This is a genomic window from Alicyclobacillus fructus (assembly GCF_017329605.1).
GTDB lineage: Bacteria > Bacillota > Bacilli > Alicyclobacillales > Alicyclobacillaceae > Alicyclobacillus > Alicyclobacillus fructus.
This window is the reverse complement of record NZ_JAFMTY010000013.1, coordinates 1-12,134: the sequence shown is the minus strand read 5'-3', so window position 1 is coordinate 12,134 and position 12,134 is coordinate 1. Positions and strand designations below refer to the sequence as shown.

11 protein-coding genes and 1 tRNA gene are annotated in these 12,134 nt (G+C 59.0%); 10 read left to right on the top strand and 2 right to left on the bottom strand.

Translation table 11 applies throughout. The features are described from left to right. Positions 1-3: 3 nt before the first annotated feature. From fliS to J3481_RS08065, 8 genes are all read left to right on the top strand, one after another. Positions 4-393: a flagellar export chaperone FliS gene (gene fliS, locus J3481_RS08100; protein WP_206831592.1), complete on the top strand. Its 390-nt coding sequence runs from the start codon at positions 4-6 to the stop codon at positions 391-393. A 53-nt stretch (positions 394-446) separates the two neighbouring features. Beyond that, positions 447-782, top strand: coding sequence for a flagellar protein FlaG (locus J3481_RS08095; protein WP_206831593.1), 336 nt, complete (start codon positions 447-449; stop codon positions 780-782). Between the two features lie 83 nt (positions 783-865). After that, the gene (gene hpf / locus J3481_RS08090; RefSeq protein WP_206831594.1) at positions 866-1,405 is read left to right on the top strand and encodes a ribosome hibernation-promoting factor, HPF/YfiA family; all 540 of its coding nucleotides are present in this window, start codon (positions 866-868) and stop codon (positions 1,403-1,405) included. Positions 1,406-1,561: 156 nt separating this feature from the next. Continuing rightward, positions 1,562-3,952 carry a preprotein translocase subunit SecA gene (gene secA, locus J3481_RS08085; RefSeq protein WP_206831595.1) on the top strand — a complete coding sequence of 797 codons (2,391 nt, stop codon included), beginning with the start codon at positions 1,562-1,564 and terminating at the stop codon, positions 3,950-3,952. A gap of 259 nt (positions 3,953-4,211) precedes the next feature. Then, positions 4,212-5,364 (top strand): peptide chain release factor 2 gene (gene prfB, locus J3481_RS08080; RefSeq protein ID WP_206831596.1). Its coding sequence is split into 2 segments (ribosomal slippage): positions 4,212-4,289 and positions 4,291-5,364, totalling 1,152 coding nucleotides; the frame shifts between segments, so codons are not numbered across the junction. Positions 5,365-5,481: 117 nt separating this feature from the next. Then, the gene (zwf, locus tag J3481_RS08075) at positions 5,482-7,044 is read left to right on the top strand and encodes a glucose-6-phosphate dehydrogenase (RefSeq protein ID WP_206831597.1); all 1,563 of its coding nucleotides are present in this window, start codon (positions 5,482-5,484) and stop codon (positions 7,042-7,044) included. Continuing rightward, a complete protein-coding gene (locus J3481_RS08070; protein WP_206831598.1) occupies positions 7,045-7,695 on the top strand; it encodes a cyclase family protein in 651 nt (216 codons plus the stop codon). 109 nt (positions 7,696-7,804) lie between these two features. Then, positions 7,805-7,878 (top strand) — tRNA-Ile (locus tag J3481_RS08065). A gap of 84 nt (positions 7,879-7,962) precedes the next feature. Here J3481_RS08065 and J3481_RS15065 read toward each other — a convergent pair. After that, positions 7,963-8,205, bottom strand: coding sequence for a tyrosine-type recombinase/integrase (locus J3481_RS15065; protein ID WP_407929326.1), 243 nt, complete (start codon positions 8,203-8,205; stop codon positions 7,963-7,965). A gap of 606 nt (positions 8,206-8,811) precedes the next feature. Between J3481_RS15065 and adhP the strand changes: the two genes are divergently transcribed. Together adhP and J3481_RS08050 are read left to right on the top strand one after the other, a co-directional pair. Further along, positions 8,812-9,822: an alcohol dehydrogenase AdhP gene (gene adhP, locus J3481_RS08055; RefSeq protein WP_206831600.1), complete on the top strand. Its 1,011-nt coding sequence runs from the start codon at positions 8,812-8,814 to the stop codon at positions 9,820-9,822. A 184-nt stretch (positions 9,823-10,006) separates the two neighbouring features. Further along, complete coding sequence (locus J3481_RS08050; RefSeq protein WP_206831601.1) at positions 10,007-11,503, top strand: aldehyde dehydrogenase family protein; 1,497 nt, start codon at positions 10,007-10,009, stop codon at positions 11,501-11,503. Between the two features lie 369 nt (positions 11,504-11,872). Here J3481_RS08050 and J3481_RS08045 read toward each other — a convergent pair. Next, on the bottom strand, positions 11,873-12,134 hold a 262-nt coding region (locus tag J3481_RS08045; protein ID WP_206831602.1), incomplete at its 5' end, for a hypothetical protein.

Genomic DNA, 12,134 nt, shown 5'->3' with positions numbered 1-12,134 from the left:
TTCATGCAATCGTATCAGCGAGCGGCCTCCATGTACAAAGAGACAGCCGTTCAAACCAGGCGTGAGAAACTGGTCGTGCTGTTGTACGACGGATGGCTTTCTGCGCTGCAAATTGCCCGCAAGGCCATCGAGGAGGGCCATCACGAGTTGGCTCACCGCCAGTTGATGAAGGCCCAGAACATCGTTCAGGTGTTACACGACACCCTGGACATGCAGTACGAAATCTCGCATAATTTAAGGAGCCTCTACCAATACTTCTTGCGCCAGTTGATTGAGGCCAACGTCAACAAATCGGTCGAACCCATTGACGCTCAGTATCCCATGGTCAAGGGCCTGCGGGACGCTTGGGAACAGGCATTACAGCAGCTTGAGTCGACATCCCCCACTTCATGAACCCGAGCTCCGCTTCGCGGGCGTGTTCGACACAGATGCGGGAGGGGACGAGGTTGGAGGTTGTCGGGATCGCAGGGGTTCAGGCGACGTCGCGGACATCCGCGGAGTTGTCCGTGAGTGTAGACGCAAGCACGCGTGCTGCCGCAGGGTCGGAACAGGCTTCTGCCGCTTGGCTCCGTTCAGACCATGAAGGTGCAGGCTCCTATTCAACGACGTTTCACGACAACTGGAACGTGCAGATTGCGCATGACGAACCGGCCAACCAAATCTGGATCAATATCGTGGATCAGGCGACCGGGCAGGTCATCATGAAGATCCCGCCCGAGGCGTTGCGTGAGGCGCAGATGCAGCCCCGCATCTCCGGGGGGCTCACCAACTTCCGCGCCTGAACATCCACAAATGCCACAGAATTTCAACTCTCTTTCGTGGCGATCGCGTTATAATGGATGCACCCACGAAGGAGGGGTTGTCGATGAAGGCACAGGTTCATGGCGACAACATCGCCGTCACAGCCGCACTGCAGGATTACGTGGACAAGAAGATCGCGCGTCTCACACGCTACTTCGACCGCGAGGCGGACAAGCAAATCTACGTGACGATGGCTGTCGAGGGCTTGGACCACCGTGTGGAAATGACCGTGTTCGTGAACGGAGTCATCTTCCGGGCGGAAGAAAAATCGCCGGACATGTACGCATCCATCGACCTTGCCACAGATAAGCTGGAAGAACAAATTCATCGGTATAAAGAAAAACTGAATCGCAGGTTCCGCGCCCGCGGCATGCGGCCTCAGGTGAAAGCGGCCGAACGCGAAGCGGCGGATGTGGACGAAGACATCAGGGTCGTGCGCGTCAAGCGGTTCCCCATCAAGCCAATGGACGTGGAAGAAGCCGTCCTTCAGATGGAGCTGCTCGGGCACGACTTTTTTGTCTTCATGAATGCGGAAACAGAAGAGGTGAATGTCGTCTACCGCCGCAGGAGCGGCGACTATGGGTTGATCGAACCGCAACTCTGATCGCAACGCTGAACGATTCGCCACGGGGCGCTTGCGACAAGCGCCCCTCTCCCTGAAATCCCCTCCTCCACTTTCCAATCCGCTGTTGTTCCGGCTTCCCCAGTGAGGTACAATCATGCTTTAGAAGTTCATCGCTCATAGGGGGGCAACCGATCGGTGGGACTCCTTGCAAAAGTGTTTAACTCGAACGAACGCGAAATTGCCCGATTGCGCCGCATGGTGGATCGGATCAATGCGCTAGAGCCTGAATTTGAAAAGATGTCGGACGACGAGCTGCGCTCGATGACGGCGAAGTTCCGCGAGCGGCTCGCGAACGGCGAAAAGTTGGACAATCTGCTGTTTGAAGCGTTTGCCGTCGTGCGCGAGGCCGCGAAGCGCGTGCTCGGCCAGCGCCACTTCGACGTGCAGCTCATGGGCGGCATTGTTCTGCACGAGGGCCGCGTGGCCGAGATGAAGACGGGCGAAGGCAAGACGCTCGTCGCGACGCTGCCCGCGTATCTGAACGCGCTCACGGGCGAAGGCGTGCACGTCGTCACGGTGAACGACTACCTGGCGAAGCGCGACGCCGATTACACGGGCAAGGTGCATCGGTTCCTGGGCCTCACGGTCGGCTACAACGGTCCCGACATGACGCCTGCGCAGAAGCGCGAGGCGTACCGCGCGGACATCACGTATGGAACCAACAACGAGTTCGGCTTCGACTACCTGCGCGACAACATGGTGATGTCGCTCGAGGACATGGTCCAGCGCAAGCTGCACTACGCCATCGTGGACGAGGTGGACTCCATCCTTATCGACGAGGCGAGGACGCCGCTCATCATCTCGGGACCGGCTGAAAAGTCGGCCGATTTGTATTTTCGCGCGGATATGCTGGTGCGCCGCCTGAAGCTGGGCGAAGACTACGAGGTCGACGAGAAGATGCGCACCGCCAACCTGACCGAGTCGGGCGTGAAGAAGGCGGAGCAGTTCTTCCGCGTGAACAATTTGTTTGATCCCGAAAACGTCACCTTGATGCACCACATCACGCAGGCGCTGAAGGCGCACGGCCTCATGAAGCGCGACAAGGATTACGTCGTGATCGGCGACGAGGTGCACATCGTCGACGAATTCACGGGCCGCATCCTGCACGGGCGCCGGTACAGCGAGGGCCTGCATCAAGCCATCGAGGCGAAGGAGGGCGTCAAGGTCCAGAACGAGTCGAAGACGCTCGCGACCATCACCCTCCAGAACTACTTCCGCATGTACGAGAAGCTGGCCGGCATGACGGGCACCGCGAAGACGGAGGAGAAGGAGTTCATCGAGATCTACGGCATGGACGTGGTGGTCATCCCGACCAACCGCCCGATGATCCGCGTCGATCTCGACGACGTCGTGTACAAGACGGAGCGGGCCAAGTTCCGCGCGGTGGTCGAAGAGGTGGCGCGTCGGCACGCCAAGGGGCAGCCGGTGCTCGTCGGCACCACGTCCATCGAGAAGTCGGAGCTTCTCTCGCGCATGCTCCACGAGCGCGGCATCCCGCACCAAGTGTTGAACGCGAAGCACCACGAGCGCGAGGCCGAGATCGTGGCGCTCGCCGGTCAGCGCGGCATGGTGACCATCGCCACGAACATGGCGGGCCGCGGCACGGACATCATCCTCGGCGAGGGCGTGGCGGAACTCGGCGGCCTGCACATCATCGGCACCGAGCGGCACGAGAGCCGGCGGATCGACAACCAGCTGCGCGGTCGCGCGGGGCGCCAAGGGGATCCGGGATCGTCCCAGTTCTTCCTCTCGCTCGAGGACGATCTGCTGCGTCTGTTCGGATCAGACAACATCAAGCGGCTCATGGATCGGCTGGGCCTCGACGAGGATCAGCCCATCGAGCAGAAGATGCTGACCAACGCCATCGAGCGGGCGCAGAAGAAGGTCGAGGGCAACAACTACGATCTCCGGAAGCACGTGCTCCGCTACGACGACGTGCTGAACAAGCAGCGCGAGGTCATCTACCGCCAGCGCCGCCAGATCCTCGAGCGCGAGGATCTGCGCAGCATCATGGAGGGCATGCTCGAGGATCTGATCGATCACATGCTCGAGGTGTACTGCTCCGAGGAACAGGTGCCGGAGGACTGGGACCTGCAGGCGCTCATCCAGTACGCGGAGCACCACTTCCTGCACCCGGGCCAGGTGACGGTGGAAGAGCTGCGCAAGTTGGATCGGGACGAGATCAAGGCGCGGCTCCTCGAGCTCGGGAAACAGAATTACGATAAGCGCCGCGAGGAGCTCGGCGAGATCATGCACCAGCTCGAGCGGCTCGTGCTGCTGCGCGCGGTCGACTCCAAGTGGATGGATCACATCGACGCGATGGATCAGTTCCGCCAGAGCGTGCACCTGCGCTCGTACGGGCAGGCCGATCCGCTCGTCATCTACCAAAAAGAGGGCTTCGAGATGTTCGAAGCGATGATCCATTCCATCGAGGAAGAGGTCATCCTGTACGTGTTCAAGGCGAACGTCCAGGCCGTCCCGCAGCAGCCGGTGGCGCACGGCGCCGTGCCGGTGCAGGGCGGCTGATGGCGGCGCCATCCAACGGCGTCATCCCGCGGGCGAGGGCCAAGCGGCGGCTGCGCCTTTGACGCGAGGGTGCCGGCGGGCCAGCTGGTCCGAGGCGATCCGCGGCGCCTGCGCAGAACAGGGTGCAGCCGTGCGTTTCGCCTTTCGCGTCATTGCCGGGGCAGGCCAGAGGCCGTGTGACTATCGTCCGGATCGCGCACGCGGCGGCCATCCGTTTGATACAATAACGACCGAAACATCGCAGGGAGTGATGAGCCACATGGCAGAGACGTACGGCGAGCTTCGCCAGGAATTGAAGAGCATGGCCACCAGGTTGGCGGACTTCGGGAGGTCTCTTTGACGTCGCGGGCAAAGAACACCGCATCGCGACGCTCGAGGCGCTGATGGCCGCGCCCGACTTCTGGGACGATCCCGACCGCGCCCAGAAGATCATCGCGGAGATGAACGGCGTGAAGTCGGTCGTCGACACGATGAAGCGGCTCGAGTCGCTCCATCAGGACGCCGAGGTGGCGCTGCAGCTCGCGCAGGAGGAGGACGATCACGACCTGTTCGCCGAGGCCAACCGGCTGGCAGAACAGTTGAAGTCCGAGATGGACGAGTTCGAGCTGCAGCTCATGCTGTCGGGCGAGTACGACAAGAACAACGCCATTCTGGAGCTGCACCCCGGCGCGGGCGGCACCGAGTCGCAGGACTGGGCCTCGATGCTCCTTCGCATGTACACGCGCTGGGCAGAGGATCACGGCTACAAGGTCGAGGTGCTCGACTACCTGCCCGGCGAAGAGGCGGGCATCAAGAGCGTCACGCTCCTCGTCAAGGGTCACAACGCCTACGGCTATTTGAAGGCGGAGAAGGGCGTGCACCGCTTGGTCCGCATCTCCCCATTTGACGCGTCGGGGCGGCGGCACACGTCGTTCGCGTCGGTGGACGTGATCCCCGAGATCGCCGAGGACGACGACTCCATCGAGATCCGGCCGGAGGAGTTGCGCATCGACACGTACCGGTCCACTGGAGCGGGCGGCCAGCACGTGAACACCACCGACTCCGCGGTGCGAATCACGCACATTCCTACCGGGATTGTCGTCACGTGTCAGAGCGAGCGGTCCCAGATCCAGAACCGCGCCCGCGCGATGGAGATCCTGAAATCGCGCCTCGCGGCCAAGCGTCGTGAGGAGCGGGAGCAGGAGCTCGCGCAGCTGCGCGGCGAGCAAAAGGAAATCGCCTGGGGCAGCCAGATCCGCTCGTACGTGTTCCACCCGTACTCGCTCGTGAAGGATCACCGGACGAATTACGAGACGTCGAACACGCAGGCGGTCATGGACGGCGAGATCGATCCGTTCATTCACGCGTACCTGCGCTGGCAGCTCGCGCGCGAGCAGCAGCGCGAGAACGAGGCCGTGCGGGACGCGACATAACATCGGACAAAAGATCGAAGACTACGGCCGAGTGGGCATCCGCTCGGCCTCTGTATGTCTGTGACGACTTTGTGTAGAATGGAAGCGGACTGATATACAAAGAGGAGATGGAGTGCTATGGGAGTGGAGAGCCAGGTCAACACCCGCAGGCAGGTGCCGCCGCACGTCTTCGTGCTGTTCGGCGCAACGGGCGATCTCGCCCACCGCAAGTTGTTCCCCGCCCTGTATCAGCTCGAGAAGAAGGGGCTGTTGCCGGACGGGATGAGCATCGTCGGCACCGCGCGCCGCAGTTACACGGACGACTCGTTCCGCGACGAGGTGCGCAAGGCGCTTGATTCGTTCGTGAAGGAGGGCGTCGAGGAGGAGGTCTGGGCGCGCCTCGCGCCGCGCATTCACTACATCGCGGGCAACGTCGACAACGAGGGCGATTTCAAGAAGCTCGCCGATTTCGTGGCCGAGATCGAGAAAGAGAAAGACCACGGCGGGAATCGGCTGTTCTATCTCTCGATGGCGCCGCGCTTCTTCGGCGAGACGGCGCTCAACCTGAAGAAGGCGGGGCTCGCCGACACGAAGGGCTGGCGTCGGCTCATCATCGAGAAGCCATTTGGCCACGACTACCAGTCCGCGGCGGAGCTCAACCAGGAGCTGTCGACCGCGTTTTCGGAAGACGAGATCTTCCGCATCGATCACTACCTCGGCAAGGAGATGGTGCAGAACATCGAGGTGATCCGCTTCGCCAACTCGATGTTCGGCCCGCTTTGGGACAACCGTTCCATCGCCTGCGTCCAGATCACGTCGAGCGAGACGGTGGGCGTCGAGGACCGGGCGTCGTACTACGAGACAGCCGGCGCGCTGCGCGACATGGTGCAGAACCACATGCTGCAGATGGTCATGATGGTCGCCATGGAGCCGCCGAGCCGCCTGCACACGGAGGCCATCCGCGACGAGAAGGTGAAGGTACTCCGATCGCTTCGCGCGTATCGCGAGGACGAGGTCGGGCAGTACGTCGTGCGCGGCCAATACGCGGCGGGCGAGATCGACGGCAAGCCCGTGCCGGGCTATCGCGAGGAGCCGGGTGTCGCGCCGGACTCGAAGACGGAGACCTTCGTCGCGGCGAAGCTCTTTATTGACAACTTCCGCTGGGCGGGCGTGCCGTTCTACATCCGCACCGGCAAGCGGATGCCGAAGAAGTCGACCGAGATTGTCATCCAGTTCCGCAACATGCCGGAGCACCTGTACTTCAACCAGGACGGGAAGCTGGGCCCAAACCTGCTCGTCATCCGCATCAACCCCGTGGAGGGCATGTACCTGCAGCTCAACGTCAAGCGCCCGGGGACGGACAACGTCGTGGTGCCGGTTGCACTCGAGTTCAGCCAGCCGGCCGACAAGTCGCCCGAGGCGTACGAGCGCCTGTTGCACGACGCGATGCACGGGGACTCGACCTTCTTCACGCGCTGGGACGAGGTGGCGCTCGCGTGGAAGTTCGTCGACCCCATTGCCAACGCGTTCGCCGAAGATCGCGTGCCACTTGACACGTACAAGGCCGGCACGTGGGGCCCGAAGGCTTCGGACGATCTCGTCCAGCCGAACCCGGGCCTGTGGTGGCCGCTCTACGGGAACGAGTCGCCGATGCAGGATCTGGAGCGGGCCGTCGGCCACCTCGTGGAGGTGAAGCGGTAAATGCCAAAGGTGTACGACGTGAGCATGCTGATCCACGAGGGCATGCAGGTGTACAAGAACAAGGACGACAAGCGGCCGAGCTTCGAAACCACGTCCGACTTCCAAACCGGGTCTGCGCACGAGACCCGGTTGCACTTGGACGCGCACACCGGCACGCACATCGACGCCGAGCTGCACATGGTGCCCGGCGGCAAGACCATCGAGGCCGTCGGACTGGACAAGCTCATCGGCCCGTGCCGCGTGATCGACCTGACCGGCGTCCAGGACGGGATTACGCGGGCCGACCTCGAGCCGCACGCGCCGAAGGGGGGCGAGTTTCTCCTCTTCAAGACGCGCAATTCGTTCGAGGAGACGTTCAACTTCGAGTTCATTTACCTGAAGGAAGACGGCGCCCGCTACCTCGCCGAGATCGGCGTGCGCGGCGTGGGAACGGACGGCCTTGGCGTCGAGCGATCCCAACCGGACCACGCGACGCACGTGGCCCTTCTGTCGAAGGACATCGTGGTGCTCGAGGGGTTGCGGCTGAAGGATGTGCCACCGGGCGCGTATTTCATGATTGCGCTGCCGCTCAAACTTACCGGCATTGACGCCGCGCCCGCGCGGGTCATTCTCTTCGAGGGGCTTGAGCCTGGGCCCCTCACGTTCGCCTGATCCGCGGACGGCCTGTGAAACCGACGCGGCAGCTTTGGGCGCCTGCGGCGCGCTCCTCCGAGCAGTGACAACATGGTCGCTGTGTGATATACTGTGAGGAGACGCGCAAGGGCCCATAGCTCAGTCGGTCAGAGCGGCCGGCTCATAACCGGTTGGTCCCAGGTTCGAGCCCTGGTGGGCCCATTAATGGTGTGATTGCGAACCGCCGAGATCCCTTGCAAGAAGGGGGATTTCGGCGGTTCCTGATCACAGGCGGTAACAAGAAAGTTACAAGTCTTCGTCATCATCAGAGTCAGCGTTGTTTGCGCGTCTCGAACGCATCATTCGCTGCAGTTTTTCAATCGCCTCGCGTTGTAGTGCATCCGTCACATGGGCGTAAATGTCTGCCGTAACCGTAATCGAACTGTGCCCTAAACGTTCGCTCACAACCTTGAGATCGACCCCGCTTTCTAGCAACCATGTCGCATGAGTATGTCGCAATCCATGAAAAAGAAACGGGTGGTAACCCAAGCTCTTTTCTTGCAATTTGAATCGCGTTGTTAAAGGAGGCAGGTGACGGTGGCGCGGAGTTCGGGAGGCGAACTACAAACGATTCAGGAGTCCACGATTCGCGCTCAATTTCTTGCTGCGATTGTTTCCATCTCCGGAGTTCATCAACCACTTCTCGCGTGACAACAATGCGGCGACGACTTCCAAATGTCTTTGGCGGACCCAAAAAATCTTGACCTCCTTTTGGTCTGTAGCGAGTTCGTTCTAGTTGTATTAGGCCCGTGTCTAAATCGATGTCTCTCCATTGCAGCCGTGAAGTCCTCCTTCCTCTATGTTCAAAAAGCCCTTGTCGCACAAGGACTTGTGATTCTGCAAAAGGCTCAGGACATATAGTGTCAAGGAAAAAGGACATATAGTGTCAAGGAAAAATAAATAATAACAATTGAAAGCGCTTGTAGCAACGCTACTATTGAACTATGAGAAATGTCAAGGGGGGTGTCGAAAAGGACGATGTAGGCCCTGGTGAAGACAAAACAATCTCTCCCATGGTGAGGATGAATGGAATTTTTCAACCTCTTACGGCTTGGTGGTCGGTTTGTGGACGTTGTTTGAGGAGGATGAGATAGAATGAAAGCTGCTGTTGTTCACGGTTTTCGAGAACCCCTGCGAATCGAAGATGTTCCTAAGCCTGTACCCGGTGAAGGCGAAATCGTCGTTAAGATTGAAGCTTCTGGCCTTTGTCACACTGATATCCACGCTGCTCATGGAGATTGGCCGATAAAGCCAAAACTTCCTTTTATACCTGGGCATGAAGGTGTGGGTATTGTTGAAAGTGTTGGAAGGGGGGTCACTCGAGTTAAAGAAGGTGATCGAGTTGCGATTCCATGGCTTGGGTATGCCTGTGGGCATTGTCGTTATTGTGTAAGTGGATGGGAAACATTGTGTCAAAGCCAGAAACAAACTGGATATGTTCTCGACGGAGCTTATGCGGAATATGCTAAAGCTTATGCGGATTATGTGGGTATCGTTCCCAAGGGTGTGGATCCTTTTGATGCGGCACCCCTGACTTGCGCTGGAGTAACCACGTACAAGGCAGTGAAAATGTCTGGCGCGAGACCGTCATCTCTAATAGTTGTATTCGGTATCGGAGGCTTGGGGCACCTGGCCTTACAGTATGCAAAGGTCGCCGGGGCAACTGTGATTGCGGTTGATTTGCTTGATGAAAAGCTCGATCTAGCAAAAGAACTCGGGGCTGATATAGCGATCAATGCAAAAAAACAGGATCCTGTGGAGGAAATTAAAAAACTCGGAGGCGCTGACGCAGCGATCTGTGTAGCAGTTTCGCCAAAAGCTTTTGAACAAGCATACCGTTGTTTACGTCCTGGTGGTACTGTCGTGTTTGTCGCTCTTCCGGCGGACAATTATGTCAAGATTCCCATTTTTGAAACTGTTCTTAACGCTATTCATATTCAGGGTTCGATCGTAGGTACGCGTTTAGATCTTGCAGAGGTATTTGACATCCATGCATCAGGGCTGACCAAAGTTATTTATGAACGACGTCGTTTAGACGAAGTGAACGAGTGCTTCCATGAGGTAGAATCTGGTGCAGCTAAGGCGCGAATCGTGTTTGAAGTGTAACCAGTGCCCCTTTGGCCAAAGTAATTCACGTTTTTGGAGTCTACCGCCTTAGAAGTGAATCCATCTGTAATCCTTGGGGAGTTTTACACACGATCTCGGACTTGAGCGGGGTACGATATCGGGTATATGATGAGAGTGAAAGCGAATTCATGCGTCGTTTTCGGAATGAAAAGGAGGGACGATTGTGTCGGTCCAAGAAGTCCACGCGAGCGCACTTCACCCGGACGTCGTCGAATTTCTTAAGAGTGGCCCCAAAGGGCTCTTTATCAACGGCGAATTTGTCCCCTCCCAATCCGGGAAGACGTTTGACGCCGTCAACCCCGCGACCGAAGAAGTGCTGGTCTCCGTCTACGAAGCAGACGCCCCCGACATCGATCTCGCCGTCAAAGCGGCGCGGCGCGCGTTTGAGGAGGGCCCTTGGTCCCGCATGAGCGCCGCGGATCGGAGCCGCCTGCTTTATAAATTGGCTGATCTAATGGAAGAACACAAACTCCAGCTCGCCCAGCTCGAGACGCTCGACAACGGCAAGCCCATTCGCGAGTCGCTTTATGCTGACCTTCCCCTCTCGATCGAGCACATCCGCTATTACGCAGGTTGGCCGACCAAAGTTGTCGGGCAGACGATCCCGGTCGCTGGCCCGTATTTCAACTACACGCGTCACGAGCCCGTGGGCGTCGTCGGGCAGATCATTCCGTGGAACTTCCCGCTTCTCATGGCGTGCTGGAAGATCGGCGCGGCCCTCGCCATGGGGTGCACGATCGTCCTCAAGCCGGCGGAGCAGACGCCGCTCTCGGCGCTCTACCTCGCGAAGCTCATCCAAGAGGCTGGGTTCCCGCCAGGCGTCGTGAACATCGTGCCAGGGTTTGGCGAGACGGCTGGACAGGCGATCGTCGATCACCCCGGCGTCGACAAGATCGCGTTCACGGGCTCGACGGAAGTCGGCAAGCTCATCATGGAGCGCGCCTCGAAGACGCTGAAGCGCGTGACGCTTGAGCTTGGCGGAAAGTCGCCGAACATCATCCTCCCCGATGCCGACCTGTCCCGGGCCGTCCCAGGGGCGCTCATGGGCATCATGTTCAACCAAGGGCAAGTCTGCTGCGCGGGTTCGCGGCTTTTCATTCAAAAGAAGGCGTACGACAACGTCGTCTCCGAGCTCGTCAACCTCGCGAAAAACATCAAACAAGGCCCGGGGCTCGATCAAGAGACGCAGATGGGCCCGCTCGTGAGCGACGAGCAGGAGCGCCGCGTATTGGGCTACATCGAGAGCGGCATTGAAGAGGGAGCTGAGGTCCTCACCGGCGGCGGCAAAGCGACGGAGCGCGGCTATTTCGTTCAGCCGACGATCTTTGCCAACGTCCGCGACGACATGACCATCGCAAAAGAGGAGATCTTCGGCCCGGTCGTCGCAGCCATGCCGTTTGAGGATCTCGACGAAGTTGTCGCCCGCGCCAACAACACCCACTACGGGCTTGCGGCAGGCGTGTGGACGGAGAACGTCCGCGCAGCGCACTACATCGCGAGCAAGCTCAAAGCGGGGACGGTTTGGGTCAACTGCTACAACGTGTTCGATGCGGCGTCGCCGTTTGGCGGTTACAAGCAGTCGGGTATCGGGCGCGAGATGGGCTCGTATGCGCTCAACAACTACACGGAAGTCAAGAGCGTGTGGATCAACCTCAAGTAATAAGACGCCAATCGCCTCACACCCGAATGCCGTTCAGGCATGCGCTTCCCCATCGAGAGGCGCATGCCTGTTTTTGTGGTGCGCCCGGCATGGGCAGTAACTAGTGCCCCTTCTGGCAACCTTAATCTTCTTTTGTTCACGTAGAAGGCTGGCATTTCGTCTGTGCTTATTACGCGAGGGTTTTGCAGAATGACTCCTGCGCGCGGCCTGCGCACCATATATAGCGTCTAATTATCATGGAGCCCGCTACATATAGTCAGTTAAACGTTAGAAATTGAATTCTGCAAAACCCTCGATCCCGTGGTGTCAAAATTGACATGGAGGTCTACACAGGAGATTCGCCCGCGACGAATACAGTTGTGTCCGATATCATGTGTAAATCTCCATGCCCGGTTGGGCACAAGAGGCGGATGAAAATTGGAGAGCCTCTATTTTCTCATCAAAAAGGGGCTGCCAACCGAAAACATAAAGAGCCATCCGGGCCCTCTTTGGTAGAATGTGAGTTGGACAAAAATCACACATCTCAAGGAGGTGTGTTTGATAACGTAAAAGTTGACCACGTGGGCGTACATTGACAACCGAAAAGTTGACCACCCCGGCACCGCTTTCCTGTACCCTAGAGTTCGGCAAT

Excerpts from the sequence above, each read along its gene's own strand:
- fliS (WP_206831592.1), top strand. The coding sequence starts at position 4 with ATGCAATCGTATCAGCGAGCGGCCTCCATGTACAAAGAGACAGCCGTT.
- hpf (WP_206831594.1), top strand. The coding sequence starts at position 866 with ATGAAGGCACAGGTTCATGGCGACAACATCGCCGTCACAGCCGCACTG.
- zwf (WP_206831597.1), top strand. The coding sequence starts at position 5,482 with ATGGGAGTGGAGAGCCAGGTCAACACCCGCAGGCAGGTGCCGCCGCAC.
- J3481_RS08070 (WP_206831598.1), top strand. The coding sequence starts at position 7,045 with ATGCCAAAGGTGTACGACGTGAGCATGCTGATCCACGAGGGCATGCAG.
- adhP (WP_206831600.1), top strand. The coding sequence starts at position 8,812 with ATGAAAGCTGCTGTTGTTCACGGTTTTCGAGAACCCCTGCGAATCGAA.